This is a genomic window from Streptomyces sp. TE5632, from assembly GCF_054061295.1.
The window spans coordinates 4,687,495-4,702,537 of record NZ_JBSSEA010000003.1; the positions used below are offsets into that span (position 1 = coordinate 4,687,495).

13 protein-coding genes and 2 pseudogenes are annotated in these 15,043 nt (G+C 70.6%); 5 read left to right on the plus strand and 10 right to left on the minus strand.

Annotated features, from left to right (window positions below; genetic code table 11):
• Positions 1–31: 31 nt before the first annotated feature.
• Both ACVW19_RS26625 and ACVW19_RS26630 read right to left on the minus strand, forming a co-directional pair.
• Positions 32–328, minus strand: a complete 297-nt coding sequence (locus tag ACVW19_RS26625; protein WP_457462372.1) for a hypothetical protein — start codon at positions 326–328, stop codon at positions 32–34.
• The gene (locus ACVW19_RS26630) at positions 325–723 is read right to left on the minus strand and encodes a hypothetical protein (protein WP_457462373.1); all 399 of its coding nucleotides are present in this window, start codon (positions 721–723) and stop codon (positions 325–327) included. Before ACVW19_RS26630 ends, ACVW19_RS26625 begins: the two co-directional genes overlap by 4 nt.
• A 353-nt stretch (positions 724–1,076) precedes the next feature.
• Here ACVW19_RS26630 and ACVW19_RS26635 point away from each other — a divergent pair, with 353 nt between their 5' ends.
• Positions 1,077–1,529, plus strand: coding sequence for a hypothetical protein (locus tag ACVW19_RS26635; protein WP_457462375.1), 453 nt, complete (start codon positions 1,077–1,079; stop codon positions 1,527–1,529).
• Positions 1,530–1,584: 55 nt separating this feature from the next.
• Here ACVW19_RS26635 and ACVW19_RS26640 read toward each other — a convergent pair whose 3' ends face one another.
• On the minus strand, positions 1,585–1,707 hold the full coding sequence (locus ACVW19_RS26640) for a hypothetical protein (protein WP_457462376.1): 123 nt from the start codon (positions 1,705–1,707) through the stop codon (positions 1,585–1,587).
• Positions 1,708–1,787: 80 nt separating this feature from the next.
• Here ACVW19_RS26640 and ACVW19_RS26645 point away from each other — a divergent pair, with 80 nt between their 5' ends.
• The gene (locus ACVW19_RS26645) at positions 1,788–2,687 is read left to right on the plus strand and encodes an aminoglycoside phosphotransferase family protein (RefSeq protein ID WP_457462377.1); all 900 of its coding nucleotides are present in this window, start codon (positions 1,788–1,790) and stop codon (positions 2,685–2,687) included.
• A gap of 31 nt (positions 2,688–2,718) precedes the next feature.
• On the opposite strand, the gene ACVW19_RS26650 is transcribed toward ACVW19_RS26645, so the two are convergent.
• Positions 2,719–3,593, minus strand: a protein-coding gene (locus ACVW19_RS26650; RefSeq protein WP_457462379.1) for an IS5 family transposase whose coding sequence is annotated in 2 segments (ribosomal slippage) — positions 2,719–3,218 and positions 3,218–3,593 — 876 coding nt in all. Because the reading frame shifts where the segments join, the coding sequence is not laid out codon by codon here.
• A 28-nt stretch (positions 3,594–3,621) separates the two neighbouring features.
• A pseudogene (locus ACVW19_RS26655) lies at positions 3,622–4,179 on the minus strand (hypothetical protein); the annotation flags it as partial.
• A gap of 270 nt (positions 4,180–4,449) precedes the next feature.
• Here ACVW19_RS26655 and ACVW19_RS26660 point away from each other — a divergent pair.
• Positions 4,450–4,818: pseudogene (locus tag ACVW19_RS26660) on the plus strand (transposase family protein); the annotation flags it as partial.
• Positions 4,819–5,345: 527 nt separating this feature from the next.
• Positions 5,346–6,614 (plus strand): hydroxymethylglutaryl-CoA reductase, encoded by a 1,269-nt coding sequence (locus ACVW19_RS26665; protein ID WP_457462381.1) that lies wholly within the window; start codon positions 5,346–5,348, stop codon positions 6,612–6,614.
• 257 nt (positions 6,615–6,871) lie between these two features.
• Here ACVW19_RS26665 and ACVW19_RS26670 read toward each other — a convergent pair whose 3' ends face one another.
• The 5 genes from ACVW19_RS26670 to ACVW19_RS26690 all read right to left on the minus strand — a co-directional run bounded on the left by ACVW19_RS26670 (position 6,872) and on the right by ACVW19_RS26690 (position 14,301).
• On the minus strand, positions 6,872–8,140 hold the full coding sequence (locus ACVW19_RS26670; protein WP_457462383.1) for an ABC transporter substrate-binding protein: 1,269 nt from the start codon (positions 8,138–8,140) through the stop codon (positions 6,872–6,874).
• Positions 8,137–9,159, minus strand: coding sequence for a hypothetical protein (locus ACVW19_RS26675; protein WP_457462384.1), 1,023 nt, complete (start codon positions 9,157–9,159; stop codon positions 8,137–8,139). Before ACVW19_RS26675 ends, ACVW19_RS26670 begins: the two co-directional genes overlap by 4 nt.
• The gene (locus tag ACVW19_RS26680) at positions 9,156–10,544 is read right to left on the minus strand and encodes a hypothetical protein (protein ID WP_457462385.1); all 1,389 of its coding nucleotides are present in this window, start codon (positions 10,542–10,544) and stop codon (positions 9,156–9,158) included. Before ACVW19_RS26680 ends, ACVW19_RS26675 begins: the two co-directional genes overlap by 4 nt.
• 81 nt (positions 10,545–10,625) lie before the next feature.
• Positions 10,626–12,992, minus strand: a complete 2,367-nt coding sequence (locus ACVW19_RS26685) for a tetratricopeptide repeat protein (RefSeq protein WP_457462387.1) — start codon at positions 12,990–12,992, stop codon at positions 10,626–10,628.
• Positions 12,979–14,301 carry a S1 family peptidase gene (locus ACVW19_RS26690; RefSeq protein WP_457462389.1) on the minus strand — a complete coding sequence of 441 codons (1,323 nt, stop codon included), beginning with the start codon at positions 14,299–14,301 and terminating at the stop codon, positions 12,979–12,981. The genes ACVW19_RS26685 and ACVW19_RS26690 overlap by 14 nt, the downstream gene beginning before the upstream one ends.
• 91 nt (positions 14,302–14,392) lie before the next feature.
• Here ACVW19_RS26690 and ACVW19_RS26695 point away from each other — a divergent pair, with 91 nt between their 5' ends.
• Positions 14,393–14,743: a trypco2 family protein gene (locus ACVW19_RS26695; RefSeq protein ID WP_457462391.1), complete on the plus strand. Its 351-nt coding sequence runs from the start codon at positions 14,393–14,395 to the stop codon at positions 14,741–14,743.
• Positions 14,744–15,043 lie beyond the last annotated feature (300 nt).

Consider the following 15,043-nt stretch of genomic DNA (forward strand, 5'->3'; position numbering starts at 1 on the left):
TCGGCGGGCCGTCCCTGCCCTGCGTCTTCCGCTACTGGAACTTCTCCACAGGCGTGCGCCGACCGGCCCGGAAGTCGATCAGGGCGGCACCGATGTCGAGCGCCGAGCCGAAGAAGAGCACCGACCGGTCGGCCGCCACGAGGATCGTCCCACCACCCCGCACACGGTGCACGACAGCCACCGCACCGTCCCCGGGCAGCAGCACGTGACCGGTATCGGCGTCCGGAGCGATGCGGCGGTACAGCGCCTCGCCGAACTCGATGAGGCGCCGCTGCTCCGGCGTGGGCGGCAAGGCGTCTGCGGACTTCCCCGCGCTCTCCTCCCTCATTCCGCCGCCCCGTCCGGGACCGCGGCGAGCTCCGCGATCAGGTCCGCGTCGCGCATCCCGGGCAGGGCGTACCCCTCGGCCTCGTCCCACGGGACGTCGAGGTCGTCCATGTGCACGCGCCATTCGGCATCCGGCATGGCCCGGCGCAACTCCGTGACGGAATCCAGCACATGGGCGATCACCGGCATCAGGCGACCGGGATCGAGCGGCATCTTGGTGGACCCGGCGACGATCTCCTGAGGCCCGGCCGCACGCCGGTCGTACACGTACAGGCTTTCCTCGTCGCTGTAGGGAAACAACGCCATGTGTGCGGCGACGACGCGCGCGATGGAGGCCGACTCGGCCTCGGTCAGTGGTGTCGTGCGGTGCGCGCTGTAGTAGAGGGAGACGCTCATGGCGGGCAGCGTATGACGGGGGTGTGACGGTGCGGGCCGAGCACCGGTTCGGCCGTCGTGAAGCGCCGGTCCCGGCCCAACGGCATGGCTGCGCGCCGATCCGCCGGAGACACCGTCGCGCGGCGTCGCCCCACGCCTCGACGCGGGACTACGACCGGCTGCGGAAGTGGGCCGTCGACGGTACTTGAAAGAAGGTCTTCACCACCCTGCCAGCCCGAGCCGACGCCGACGCCGAAGTCGGCCCGGACCGGATCGTCGCGGTCGACTTCGCAGTCTTCATCCTGCTGACCGACACGGAAACACTGATGCGTCTCCGTGTCGCCGGAGGCATCGTGCTCCTCCACGCACAGCCCGTGAGCCGTATCGTCCGGTTCACCGTCGACGACGTGATCCGCGACGGCGACACCGTGCTGCTACGACTCGGGGAACCCGCCTCACCCGTTCCCGCACCGGTCGTCGACCTACTGCTGGAGCACATCGCGAACCGCGACAACATGAACACCGCCACCGACCCGGCAGCCTGCCGGCTCTTCCCGGGGCGCCGGGCGGGCCGGCCGTCCCGCCCCGACCACCTGTCCGCGCTTCTGAACGAGGTCGGGGTCCCGTCCGCCGCTGCCCGCGGCGCGGCCATTGGCCAGCAGCTCCTCGAACTGCCCGCACCCGTCGTTGCGGACGCCCTCGGCTACCACGACAGGACCACCACCCGACTCCGCAACGAGACCGGCGGGACATGGAGCCGATACGCCCCGGGAGATCACGCAAGATCGCCAGTGGGCTGGGCTCCTCGGGGAGCCGGCGACCGCTGAATACGCAGGCCCACCAGCAAGGACGTACCGGTGGGCAGATGGATCGGCTCTCCTCTCAGTGGGCCTGCGGATAGCCGATTTCGGAGATGTCCTGGGCCAGGTCCGCCAGGGTGACCTCTACGTTCAACGACGACACGCGTTCCTGGTTCAGCGGCGGCAAGGCATACAGGTCACTCACCACTTCTAGGGCGTGTTGCGAAAGTGGCAGCTGGAAAGGCGTTTGACGCCCGCCGGCGTCCGATGGTCGGATGCACGTCCATGAGCACAGGGCAGATGCATCCCGGTATGCACCCCATCGACGACGGCCTTGTACGCCGGTTGATTGCCGGACAGTTCCCTCAGTGGGCAGGGCTGGCGGTGGAGCGGTGGCCGTCCGGTGGCACGGTCAATGCCATGTACCGGCTCGGCGATGACCTGGTCGTAAGGCTGCCGCTGGTGCAGGGCGGGGCCGCGGACGTGTCGATGGAGCAGGAGTGGCTGCCGCGCCTCGCGCCCCACCTGCCCACGCGCATCCCCGAGGTGCTCGGGGCCGGGGAGCCAGCCCAGGGGTATCCGTGGCCGTGGTCGGTGTACCGGTGGCTGGCGGGGGAACTTCCCGAAGCGAGGGCGCTGAGTGAGCCTGTGCTGCTGGCCGCGGACCTGGCTGCATTCGTGGCGGCGATGCGGAGCATCACGCTGCCGGCTGCGCCGAAGGCGCACCGGGGCGGACCGGTCGCCTCGCTTGACGCGGAGACCCGGGCGGCAATCAAGGAATTGCGTGGGATCCCACAGGAGGACGTCGACTGCGATGCCGCGGCCACCGTATGGGAGGAGGCGCTGCGAGCCCCGGACTGGGACGGGCCGCCGGTGTGGCTGCACGCTGATCTGATGCCGGGCAACTTGCTGGTCGACGGCGGCAGGCTGGCCTCGGTGATTGACTTCGGGTGCACGGGGGTGGGAGATCCAGCCTGCGATCTGTTCCCGGCGTGGAATCTGCTGCCGGCTGATGCACGGGAGGTCTTCCGCGAGGCGCTGGCCGTGGACGACGCGACCTGGATCCGTGGCCGGGGGCGGACACTCTCCCAGGCGCTGATCGCGCTGCCGTACTACCGGAGGACGAACCCTGCGATGGCACACAACGCCCGGCATGTGATCCGGGCGGTGCTGGACGAAGGCTGAGACATGCCAGTGCATGTCGGGATCGTGCTGGTCACAGCCACTCGTTGATGGCTGCTACGAGGACGGTCGCCTCGTAGCGGACCGCGAGCTTGTCATACCTCGTGGCCACGGCACGGTGCCTTTTGAGGCGATTGATGCCGCACTCGACCGCGTGGCGAGCCTTGTAGTCCTCCGGGTCGAACTTCGGCGGCCGCCCGCCGCGGGAGCCGAGCTTCTTGCGGTTGCGGGCCTGATCGGCATTGTCCGGGATAGTGCAGCAGATGCCGCGCCGACGCAGGTAGGCGCGGTTCTTCCGGGAGGCGTACGCCTTGTCGGCGCGTACGCGGTCGGGCCGTGTGCGGGGCCTGCCCGGTCCGTGGCGGGGCACGCGTACCTTCGTCAGTACAGGCTCGAACTGGGGGGAGTCCCCGCGCTGCCCGGCCGTAATCACGATGGACATCGGCTTCTGCCCCTGCTCGACGGCCAGGTGCAGCTTGGTGGTCAGGCCGCCGCGGGAGCGCCCGAGGCCGTGGTCGTCCGGCTCGGTGGCGACGCCGCCGGGCGGTTCCTTCTGCAGGTCCCCCTTTTCCGCGTCCCGGCGGCGTGCTGGTGGGCCCGGCAGATGGTGGAGTCGACGTTGAGGTCCCATGTGATCGCCCCCTTGGCGTCGGCCCGGGCCTGCAACTCGGTGAAGATCCGCTGCCAGGTGCCGTCCCGCTGCCAGCGGCGGAACAGGTCATACACCCGGCCCCAGGGCCCGTATCGCTCCGGAACATCTCGCCACGGCGTCCCGGTCCGGGTCCGCCACCGTATGCCGTCGATCAGCTGCCGCCGGGTCCATATCGGCGGCCGGCCAGACTTCTTGCCTTTCGGCAGCAGCGGCTCCAGCACCGCCCACTGCACGTCCGTCAGATCTCCACGCGCCACGAACCAAGATCATCTCACGCTGAAGATCCACTTTCGATACACGCCCTAGATCCACAGAGGCCTCGTAATAGTCCTCGGCGAAGCGCTGGAACGCTTCGGGTGAGCGGTCGACCAGTAGTTGGAACAGACCCGTCGCCCCATCAGGGTCGGCGCGGTTCGAGGGGAAGTCGATCGTGCCGTGGTGCCACTGATCATCCATCGCCTCCCGCCACAAGCAGACCGTCACGACGGGCACGCCGTCCTCGTCGGTGAACGCCGGCTCCTCGACGAAGGTCTTGAAGACATCGGGAACGTCGTCGATCACTCCCGGCCAAGGCTCGCCATCCTGGCCGTATGGGCTCATCGGCGATTCGTGGCCGAAGCCGCGGACATAGACCCCGGCCGCCGAGAACACGATGGAGTACTCGTCTCCTAACCCGTTGCGCATCGAAGCCATCTCCTCGCCTTCAGCCCAAGTGGCGTTGAAGGAGTAGTACCGGCCTTCCCAGTCCGGGCTCAGGATCGCGTCGAGCATCGCAAGCGAGCGGCACAAGTCCCGCAGGTCACCGATGGCGGGAAGCTGCCGGGCTACGCCATGGACAGTCACGCGCTCATCCAACCGGATCCCTCTGACATCAACCCCAGTCCGCCAGCCGGCGGTGCCGGCGGTATGCGTGCGGCGGGCAGCAGCACGGGATCTCTGCTCACCCGCGCATTATGGCCACGCGCGATACGCCCGGACGGCTCAGCCCGGTGTGTGCGGTACCTGCCCTGCTCCATGCCTCGTCAGCGGGGGTGTGGCCGAGGGCGGCACGGTTGATTCGGCTCTGGCCCGTCATCGGCGGTGACGACGGGTGACGAGCTTCGCCGACATGGTGTGCGAGATGTCAACGAGCTGGTGAGCGTGGTGTTTTCGAGGTTGTCGGCGCTGGTCATCGAGGGTGTGGCGGACGAGGGCAGTCTGATCCGGGTGGCGGCGCGGACCCGGGACGATCCGGTGCCGTGCCCCGAGTGTGGGACGCCGACAGGGCGGGTGCACGGTTTCCACGGGCGGAGGGCCGCGGACGTGCCGGTGGACGGACGGCGGGTCGTCGTCCCGGTGAGGTCGCGGCGGCCGGGGTGCCCGGTGCTCGGCTGCCCGCGGCAGACGTTCCGTGAGTAGGTTCCCGGCGTCGTGGAACGCTGCCAGTGCCGGACCGACCGCCTGACCGGCCAACTCGGCTCCGTGGTGCGGGAACTCGACGGGAACCGGGTCACTTCGGCGCCGTTCTGCGTGCGTAACCAGCGGGGCCGAGGTGTCGTTGGGCTGGTGCCGGGGCTGCCGTCGCGCGTCGGGGTGGGAAGGGGGGAGTGGTTCGAACGTGGCCGGGACAAGGCACCGGGCAAGGGTCGTCAGTGGGGTGCCCGTCGTGGCCGGGGAGGGGGCCGTCATCGCAGGGCCGACTCGGCACATCGTCCGCAGGCCCGGCTGCGGGACCACGTGTACCAAGCGTCGTGGGGCCGGTGACCACGTCGAACCGGTGCCCCTGCGTACCGCAACGACACCTGCGGACAACGGACCGGGTCGGCCCGGGCCGGTCCGGTCGCCGACGCAGTCGTCTCGGCCGTCCTGCCGACCGCCACTGCGGTCGTGCTCGTCCCCCGGCACGACCGGGGACCGTCATCCCCGAAGCAACCCGTCGGGCCGACGCCCGCCACAGAGGAAAGCGATGTCGTATGAGCTCTGGAGAAAGCCCGGGCCTGCCCCGTCCGTCACGGTCCCCGGGACGGTACGTGCCTGCCCGGGGGCTCTACACGGAGGCGGCGCGGCTTCAGCGGCTGGACTGGCTCCGCTCCATGACCGGGTCGGCGCTGGACTCCCTGCAGCACACACGGCTCGACGCCGACAAGCTGACCGGCAATATCGAGGGACTCGTCGGCACCGTCGAGATCCCGGTCGGCGTGGCCGGACCCCTGCTGTTCTGCGGGACGAACGTCCAGGGTGAGGTCTACGCCCCCATGGCCACGACGGAAGGCGCCCTGGTCTCGTCGGCGACGCGAGGAGCCCTGGCCGTCACCATGGCGGGCGGCGTCAGCACACGCGCCGCCCTGCAGGCGATGACGCGTGCTCCTGTCTTCGCGTTCTCCCGACTGTCCGGCGCCGGCCGCTTCGCCTCGGCGATCCTCCGGCACCTCGGCGACCTCCGCACGATCATCCGGCAGGTGTCCGACCACGCCGCGCTCATCTCGATCGAGCCCGTGGTCCTGGGCAGGACCGTTCACCTGAGGTTCAGGTACACCACCGGGGACGCGGCAGGGCAGAACATGACGACCGCCTGCACCTGGCACGCGTGTCAGTGGATCCTGCGACAGCCGCACCTGGTCGCAGACGAGGAGCTCGAATCCTTCATCATCGAAGGGAACACATCCGGAGACAAGAAGGCGTCGGCCCAGACCGTGGCAGAAGGCCGCGGGATCAGGGTGGCCGCTGACTGCCTCCTGCCGGCCGGGATCGTCCAACGGGTCCTGAGGACCACCCCCGACGAGCTGGTCACGGGGTACCAGCACATCACGGCCGGAGCAGTCCACAGCGGGGTCCTGGGGTCCAACGCGAACACCGCCAACATCGTGGCGGCGATCTTCACGGCGACGGGCCAGGACATCGCCTGCGTCCACGAGTCGAGTGTGGGGCAGTTCATCCTCGAACGCACGCGGGACGGCGTCTACGCGAGTATGACCCTGCCCGGCCTGGCAGTCGGCACGGTCGGGGGCGGCACCCACCTGCCCACGCAGCACGAGCTCTTGAAAGCGATGGGGTGTACCGGCCGGGGAAGCGCCGTCCGGCTGGCGGAGATCATCGCCGGCTTCGCCCTGGCCCTGGACCTCTCGACAGTCTCCGCGGCCGTTTCCGGGCACTTCGCCGACGCTCACGAACGCCTCGGGCGTAACAGGCCGCCCCGCCGGCACAGCACCGAACACCGGATCAACATCCCTTCGACGCCGACGGCCGGTGGACCCCGACCCGTACCGGTGCCTCGCCCGGCCTCGGAAGCCGGGCCTTGACCCCGGTTCCGGCCAGGGCTTTCACCTCGCAGCGGCATGCGTGTCCGTACTCGCCGCAGCGGGGCACGCGTCCGGTCCGGACGAACGGCAGCGCGCTTCTGGGGCGGCTCGTGGCCGGTGGGGAACCTGGGGTCCGGGCGTCGGAGAATGGCACTCGGCCCGTACCCTGGGCGGCCGTGGCCCGTTGACGGTCGGCAAGAATGGCGGGGGCGCCGGCGGGGAAGTCGCTGAGGCCGGCACAGGCGCCGCCCGATCGCTCACCGTGTGCTGCACACCGTCTTCGGAGCCGCTCTGCTGTCGGCGCCTTGTGCGGACTGCGCGTCCTGCATCCTCTGCACATCGTGGAGGACACTCGTGATGTCGGGGTCCTGGCCGTTGGCGACCCTCGCGATGGTCAGCAGGACGGCCTCGTAGAAGGCGTCCCGCACGGCAGGTGCCATGACGTCCGAGGCGTCCAGGCAGCGGGGGCCTTCACGGAGCCGTTGTGCGATCTTTTGTTTGACCGCTTTGCCTTCCGGCTTCACCTGACGATTCGCCGAGAAGACGTCCGCCAGATCGGCCCACCTCTGCTGGCCCTCCTCGGAGGCCAGCCGACGGATCAGTTCACGGGCCTGGGGGCGGTCGCTGAACAGCGCCGCGAAGTCGCCGGTCACCTCGTGGGCCCGGACCCGGCTGCCGCCTTCGGGCAGGAGCGGAGCGGAGTCCATCAGGTCTGCGTGCTTCGCGTCGTTCCTGTAGAAGGAGAGCGCGAAGGAGCCCTGATGCTCCAGGGTGCACCCGCGCTGGTCGTCGAACAGCAGCCCGTTGTCGTCCGGGTCGCCGCGATGGTCGGTGAGCAGAGCGTTCTCGGCCGCGCCCCTGTTCTGCCGGAGCAGATCGGCCCACGCCTCCCAGGCCGTGTGCACCGGATCACTGCGCCACCACTCCACCTCGCCCGTGCCCAGCGCCCACTTCTCGTAGACGTCCGGGCCCTCCCGTTGCAGCACGAGGTCCTCGATCCAGTCGGTGCCGGGCCAGCCGGAGGCGCCGTCGTCCCCCATGCCGATGCACCAACTTTTCAGCGGAGCAGGCCTGTGGGCGGGCTGGTGACCCCGGCGGTACCAGACGATGCTCTTCAGGTCCGCCTTGACCGGGACCCAGTAGACGTGTTCGGAGGGCGAGCCGGTCGGCTTCCAGGGGGCGCCGTACTCCTGCGGCTCGTAGAGACGGTTCAGTGGTTTGAGGAGTTCCTGATCCGCGTATTCGGCGAGTTCGCCGAGGCCCGGCATGATCACGATGTCCGGGGGCTCCCCCGACTGCACCTTGGAGAGCAGCACATCCCGTTGGGCCGCGGTGCCCTGGTAGCGGAAGGGGATGCCGAAGCCGTGCAGCAGGGTTTCGAACTGCTCCGCCTGCTTGGCCGTCCACGTTCCGAGGATGGTCACCGGCTCCTCGTCGTCGTGCTGCGCCCAGACCACCACCATGCCGCAGGCGGTGATCAGCAGCATGACCATGACGAAGATCAGCATCTTGAACCGCCGGGTCACCGTCGCCTCCAGTAGTCGTTGTCGAGCCGAAGGCCGAGCCCCAGCGCGGGCAGGACGATGGCCAGCAGGCTGCCGACGAAAGTGCCCTGGTACACCGGGGCGGTCCAGGCGTCATCGGTCGTCTTCTGCCGGACCTCCTCCGACCTCTTCGTGACGTACTGCTGTGCGGCGGCCGGCTCCGTGCCGCTTTTCCGGGGCACGTCGGTGATCTGCCGCAGATCCTTGATCGCCCCGTCGAGGTCGTCCTGGGTGGAGGACATCGCCGTCAGTGGAAACACCGCGAGCAGCACGGTGAGGACGAAGGCCGCGAGCAGGTACGGATTCCAGTCACGGCCGCAGCGGTCGCGCAGCACGAACAGCGCCGAGAGCAGGGTCAGTCCCACCAGGGCCAGGGCGAGTTCGGCGAGCCACCACCCGCCGCGCTGCCACTTCCCCATGGTGGCTGTGGCTTCGGCGTGCTTCAGCTGGACTTGCTGCAGTGCCTCCAGGCGGGGTACGAGCCCCACCGAATCGCGGTTGAGCAGCGAGTCCGCTTCTTTGAGTTTCTGCTTCCGCATGAGGGGCTGGTCAAGGTAAGGGGACGTGCCGAGGCCGAGCGAGTTGCTGTAGGTGGCGAGCAGGCCCTTGACCGTGCCGAGGTCCTGGTCCGTGCGGTCGGCGATCCGGGACAGGCCCTGGTCGGCGGCCGAGAGCTGGGACCGGTAGGCCTCGCCCGAGCCCGTGACGTCGATGAGCTTCATGTGCACCAGGGCCTGGGCCTCCTGGTCGGCCCGCAGGGCCGCGAGCCGGGTGGCGGCGAGCCCCTGCACGGCCGGCGCCTCGCGGGACGCGAGCGCTTCGGCGCTGTGCTGGACCTGACGGCAGGAGAGGAACAGGGCGGTCGACGCCACGGCCGTGAGCAGGAACAGAACCAGCAGGTGCACCTCCAGCAGCCGACGGGTCCGCCAGGGGCTCAGACGCCGGCGCCAGAAAGCGGCGAGGGAGAACCGATGCCAGGAGGCGGCGCGTTTGGTCGTCACAGCAGCTTCTCCCCGCATGCGATGCAGTAACGGGCCTCGCTCCCGGCCGGGGTGCCGCAGCCGCCGCAGCGCGGGCCCGGCCGCGCCCCGACGGCGTCGGCCAGGGGCCCGCCGGGACGGGACCCGGCGCGCAGGATCATCGGGCCGAGGGCACCGGCGTCGACGGCGCGCAGCCGGACCAGCCCCGCGGCCGCGTCCTCGATGTCGGCGACCGTGCGGATCTCGTCCAGCACCCAGTCCGTGCCCAACCGCGCCGCCAGCCGGGCAGCCTGTCCCAGGCGGTCCTTGGCGATGTCCGGTCGGTGTTCCTGAAGAGCGCTGAGGCCCTGGCGGAGAAACTTCCGCATCCTGGCGGTGGCGTTGAGGTCACGCACGCTGCCGGTGCCCGTCGGGGCGTGGGGCGGGGACTGCTCGGGGAGGTGCCAGCGGGCGATGACGGGCGCGTGGACATCACCGATGGAGACCATGGCGAACTGCAGCTCGGTCTCCAGCGGGTCGGCGTCGGAGTCGGCGACCAGGGTGAGCAGGTAGTCGCGTCTGCCCTGCTCCCACTGGTAGGTCGGGAATGTCCAGCGGTGCGGCCGGCCGGGCTGGAGCAGCCCGCCGAGGCGGTGCGGCCGGGGCGCCTTCTCGCTGAGCGAGACCTGGCGCACGGAGGGCCGCACGGTCACTTCGATCGGCAGCTGGGGCGTGTGCACCCGGCGCAGCCGCTGGATGGCGGCAGTGACCGCATGACCGAGTCCGTCGTCCACGAACTCGGCGGTACCGTGCAGCCGTTCGGCGAGGGTCAGCAGGGGGTCGGGAATCCAGTCCGCGCCCACGGCGAACACATCGCAGGTGAACTGCCCTGCACAGGAGTCCAGTTCCTCTTCCAGACGGGTCTCCCCGACGGCGCTGCTGCCATCGGTGATCAGCACCAGATGGCGTACGGACACCGGCCGTCCGAAGAGCAGGGCGCGTGCTCCGGCCACCCAGGCGGCGTACCCGGCAGGACGCGGCCCCTCCCGGTGCAGCGGGAGCGATCCCGCGACGAAGGCGGCCCGGCGCCTTTCCTCCCGGTCGGCGACGGTCCACTCGTCGGCGCCCCGCGGATAGCACCGGACCGGCTCGGGGCCGCTGCCGAGCACGGCGAAGGAGATACGGTCGGGCAGGGCACGCAGCGCCGACGGCAGGGCGTGCCGGACGACCGCCCGGTTGGATTCGGCGACGTCCACCGCGATGATCACGGCGAGCTGGACCGCGGGCAGATCGGTGGGAGCGCCGTCGGCGGCCACGTCCACCCGCAGATGGGCCTCTATCTTCGCGCTCCGGTGCGGGCGCAGATCGTCGCCGAGGTCGACGTGCAGTCGGATGCCCGGCTGCGGCGGCCGGGTGTGGCTGCTCATGTCGTAGGTCACCGCTCCTTCGCCTTCGTCGCCGCGGCACACCGGGTGCCGGGTGCCGAATCGGTCTGTCGTGCCGTGCGGTCAGAACACGGTCTGGGGCCGTACCGCGTGCATGAGGTCCACGAGGTGTTCATGGGCGGCCGGCTCATGGTGGCGGGCCGCCAGTCGCCGGTAGTGCGCCTCCAGCTGCTTGCGCGACTCGCGCTCCGGCGTGCTCAGACGTCTCAGACTGCGGGCGTTGAGCCGTCCGGCATCCCTTCCCGGTGAACCGGGCCGGTCGCTGAGGCTGTGCACCGCGTCCAGTTTCCATTCGTGGAGTTCGGTGCCCAGGCGCAGCGCCTCGTCCTCCGACAGGCGAGGCTCCCCGGCGCCCGGACTCCCGCCCTCGAGCCCGCGCAGTTCGGCCAGCGCCGCGTCGACCTCGGCGGGCGCGGGCAGCGGATCGCCGTCTCCGGGCAGCCGGGCCGCGCGGATGCGCAGGGAGGCGATCCGGGCGACGGTGTGGTCCAGAGTGCCCTGCCGGACCCGGCCGAGCACATCGATGGCCGCCCGGCGGTCGCGCGCGCGGAGCGCGAGCCTGGCCAGGCCGAGGGCGGCGCCGCCGTGCGCGGGGTTGCGGGCGAACACCACCTCGTACAGCTCCTTGGCCGTGGGCTCGGCCGTGTCGTCGCCGAGCCGCTCCGCGCAGTAGGCGAGGGCCAGTTTGGGCGCGTACTCGCCGGGCAGTTCGAGGTGGACCTGCGTGAAGTGTCTCCTGGCCTCGACGACCTGCCGCGGGTCGTCGTCGAGGTCGGCGCTGCGCAGCGCGAGCAGGGCGCGATGCCACTCCAGCCGCCACCGGCGCACGGCGGGCGGCCCGGGAATGGAGTCGGCCGTGTCGAGCTCCTCCTGGGCCTGCTCCAGGTCCTCCCCGGTGTTCCGGTCCAGCAGAACGCGCACGTTGTGCAGGCAGATCTCCACCGAGCGCGGCTTCTCGTCCTCCTGCTCGAGGAGCTGGCCCGGGGCGTAGCCGCTGCTCACCTCGAACCGCGCGGTCTGCGGATCGCCCGGATACGGCCTCGGCACCGGCAGACAGGCGGCGATCTCGGTGGGTGTGGGGGCGCCGAGGTCGAGGGCCGGTGCCACGGGCGGTTCGTACCGGTCGCGGCGGGGGCGGTCCAGCCAGTGTTCGATGCCCGGCACCGTGCCGAGCCGGGCGCCGAGCAACCGGGTGGACGGCCGGAAGTAGTCGGAGGGCTCGGGCGGGTCGCTCTTGCCGCGCAGCGCGCGGATCTCCCGCAGGGCGCCGCGCAGTTGGCCGGCCATCTCACGGGCGTCGGCGAAGCGCCGGTACGGGGAGGGCCGGACGGCACGGTCGACGACCCGCTGGAAGGAGGCGGTACCGAGGCCGGGCACCTCGGCGACGGCCCAGCGGGCGAGTTCCCGCAGGGTGGCGCCGACGGTGTGCAGGTCGTGGGCGACGGTGGGCATGGCCGACGTTTCGGTCTCAGGTGCCGTGTAGTTGGCCGTGACATGGGCGGACGGCTGGCTCTGGCCCTGTTCGCGCATGCCGCCGAGATCGATGACCTTGATGCCGTCCCTGTGGTGCACGACGTTGGAGGGCTTCATGTCCCCGTACACGAAGACCCGTTCGCCGTCGGCGTGCAGGTGGACGAAGGCTTCGAGGATCTGGCAGCCGTACGCCGCGACGTGCTCGATGTCGAGGACGGATTCACCGCGCCGGACGTCCTCGACGACTTTCGCAAGGGTGCCGTCACCGACGTCGTCCATGACGATGTATCCGCCGGTGACCTGGCCGGTGTCGTCCCTCCGGGCGACGAAGTCGCGGATCTGCACGATGCGGGGGTGGCGGATGGCGACGAGGTTGCGGCGTTCGACGTCGGCGAGCCGGGCGCCGTCGTGCTCGTACCGGTTGAGCAGTCCCTTGACGGCGACGACGTCACCGAGATGGGTGTCCTCGGCGAGGTAGACCCAGCCCTGTCCGCCGTGCGCGATGGGTCCCATGATTCTGTACTGGTCGCGCAGCATGTCGCCCTTGGCGAGTTCGGGCTGGTACGAGTAGCGCTCGCCGCAGACCGGGCAGAATCCCTTGATCGGTACCGGGCCCTCGGTGTAGGGCGGGGCGAAGGTGATGCCGCAGCCGGTGGACGAGCAGTCCATGCGGATGCGCAGTGGCGCCTCGGGACGGACGAGGCGTTCCTCGGCGGGGCGTGGCTCTCGCTCGGGGAGTGAGAAAAGCTCGCGGGGGCCGCGTTCCCGGGGGTCCTCGGGAAGGGCGGGCAGCCCGGGGCCGTTCTCCGCGCGGCCGCATGCGGCGCAGTGGCCGGTGGGCAGCACGGTGCCGCCGCAGGGGGTTCCGGTGAAGCGCCGGTGCGGGCAGGTCGTCATCTTCCCGTGGTCCTCCTCCCTCGCCCGGGTCTGGTGGAGCACCGCATCACCGGTCTCCATGGCGGCTCAGGTCGGCGCGCAGGGTCCTGATCAGTGCGCGCAGCCGGGTCAGTTGCTGCTGCGGGTCCCGCACCTCGTCGATCAGGCGGCGCGCGGCCCGGTGCCGGTCGGCCGTCTCGGTCACGGAGCCGAGGGAGGCGCTGTCGACGATGTCGCGGCGGATCGCCCGGCTGAACTCCACGCGCTGCAGACGGTCGAGCAGTGTGTCCGCGTGGCAAAGGAGCGCGGGCCGCAGGAGCCGGTCGCGGGACGCGGTCCAGCCGGGGCCGCCCTCGTGGCGGAAGACGAGCAGCAGCCGGAAGCCGAACACCCGCAGCCGGACCAGAAGTTCGATCAGGGGACCCGGCTGGGGCTCCTCGTCGAGACCGTCGACGAGGACCGTGACCGGCCGGACGGGCGCGCGGTCGGCCGCCTGCGCGGGCGGGGGCTTGGCGCCGCGCAGCCAGTCCCAGTACGTCAGGTACTCGCCGGCCGGGAAGGTGACCTGGTCCAAGGCGTGGTCGACGAGGTCCGGCCTGCTGGCGCCGCCGCGATGGACGACGTGGGCGCGGTGCAGCAGATGGCGCAGCGAGCGGTCCTTTCCGCTGCCCGGAGGCACCACGGTGATCTTCACCGGGTCCTCGTCCGGGTCGTCGAACCACCGGGTCAACCGCTCCTCGAAGCCGTGATCCCAGGCATGCGGGCTGCTCAACTCCTTTATGATCGGCGAGAGTTCGGCGATGCGGTCAATGGGGATCAGGTACGAGAAGGAGATCCGGTTGGCTTCGGGCAGCAGTTCGCCCAGGTCGCCGCGCCAGCTGACGACGAGGCCGACCACACGGGCGGGACGACCTTCCTGCGGCCGGGTGCACACGGCCGCGCCGCTGAAGCCGGCGCGCACCACCTCCGACTTGGTGACGGCGTCGAGCTGCACCCGCTCACCGCTGGCGCCGCCGATGCGCCCCCACAGGCTCATGCCGTCGTCGAAGCCCTCCGCGTAACCGGTCGCGTACACCTCCATCCCGCCCCACAGCCTGGGTTCCAGCAGGGCGCGACGCGCCTGCGGGCGAGGACTGTCCAGGCGCAGCACGGCGACGTCCTCGCCGCTCTCGCCCTCCGGCAGCCAGCCGCCGGGCAGGACGCGTGCGGAGACCGGTTCGAGCCCGCTGTTCTCGGCGAACTCCAGCCACATGACGGCGTCCGGGTGGCGCACGACGTGTGCGCAGGTCAGTGCGGTGTACTGGTCGACGAGCACGCCGGCACCACAGATGGGGCCGTGCGCGTCCTCGCGCCGCAGCCTGAGCCTCCAGTCCGCACGCAGTTCCCCCATACTGCCTCACACTACGCGCAAAGCGTGGTGCGTCCCTAGACTTGCGAGCAGAGTGGATAGGTCAACCGACTGAAGACGGGGGTGTGTTGACATGGGGGATATGGAACCGATCGGTCTTGCGGAGGCCATCGGCTCGGTTCGTGCGGAGCTGGCGCGAGCCCAGGCAGAAGGAGCGGAGAGCGACTGGCGGTTCAACGTGGAGCAGGTCAGCCTGGAGTTCTCGGTGCAGTTCCACCGGGCCGGCGAGGGCGGGGCGGGTCTGCGCCTGGGCGTGGTCGAGGCACGTCTGGGCGGCTCGGTCAGCCATGACTCCACGCACCGCATCGAGGTCACCCTCAAGCCCCTTCCCCGCCCCGACGGCACTCACCATGAGGTGAGCCGCGAGGACGCCGCTGCCCCCCACCGGCCAGGACCGCACGACTGCTCCCTCTTGCGGGGCTAGGGTCAAGGCCGTGAAGTTCGGGGTCTGGGGCAGGTCGTCGAGGGCTTGGGGACGCGAGGATGTTGATGCTGGTGGTGGCCTTGTAGCTGGTGCGGTCGATGCGGGAGCCTCGGGTCTGGTTCTTGGAGACGGCGCGTTTGACGACGCGTGGGCTGACGCGTAGCCGCCGTGCGGGCAGCAGGCCGGCCAGGACGTGCCGGCCGATGGTGCCGGCCCGGTCGATGACGGTGTCGGCGATGACGCCCGCGGCCAGGATGACCAGGTCGCGGGCGGCCTGCCAGGCGATGGAGAAGCCGGCCC

Coding starts and splice junctions, on each gene's coding strand:
- ACVW19_RS26645 (WP_457462377.1), top strand. CDS start 1,788: ATGAGCACAGGGCAGATGCATCCCGGTATGCACCCCATCGACGACGGC.
- ACVW19_RS26680 (WP_457462385.1), bottom strand. CDS start 10,544: ATGAGCAGCCACACCCGGCCGCCGCAGCCGGGCATCCGACTGCACGTC.
- ACVW19_RS26685 (WP_457462387.1), bottom strand. CDS start 12,992: ATGGAGACCGGTGATGCGGTGCTCCACCAGACCCGGGCGAGGGAGGAG.
- ACVW19_RS26690 (WP_457462389.1), bottom strand. CDS start 14,301: ATGGGGGAACTGCGTGCGGACTGGAGGCTCAGGCTGCGGCGCGAGGAC.
- ACVW19_RS26625 (WP_457462372.1), bottom strand. CDS start 328: ATGAGGGAGGAGAGCGCGGGGAAGTCCGCAGACGCCTTGCCGCCCACG.
- ACVW19_RS26695 (WP_457462391.1), top strand. CDS start 14,393: ATGGGGGATATGGAACCGATCGGTCTTGCGGAGGCCATCGGCTCGGTT.
- ACVW19_RS26630 (WP_457462373.1), bottom strand. CDS start 723: ATGAGCGTCTCCCTCTACTACAGCGCGCACCGCACGACACCACTGACC.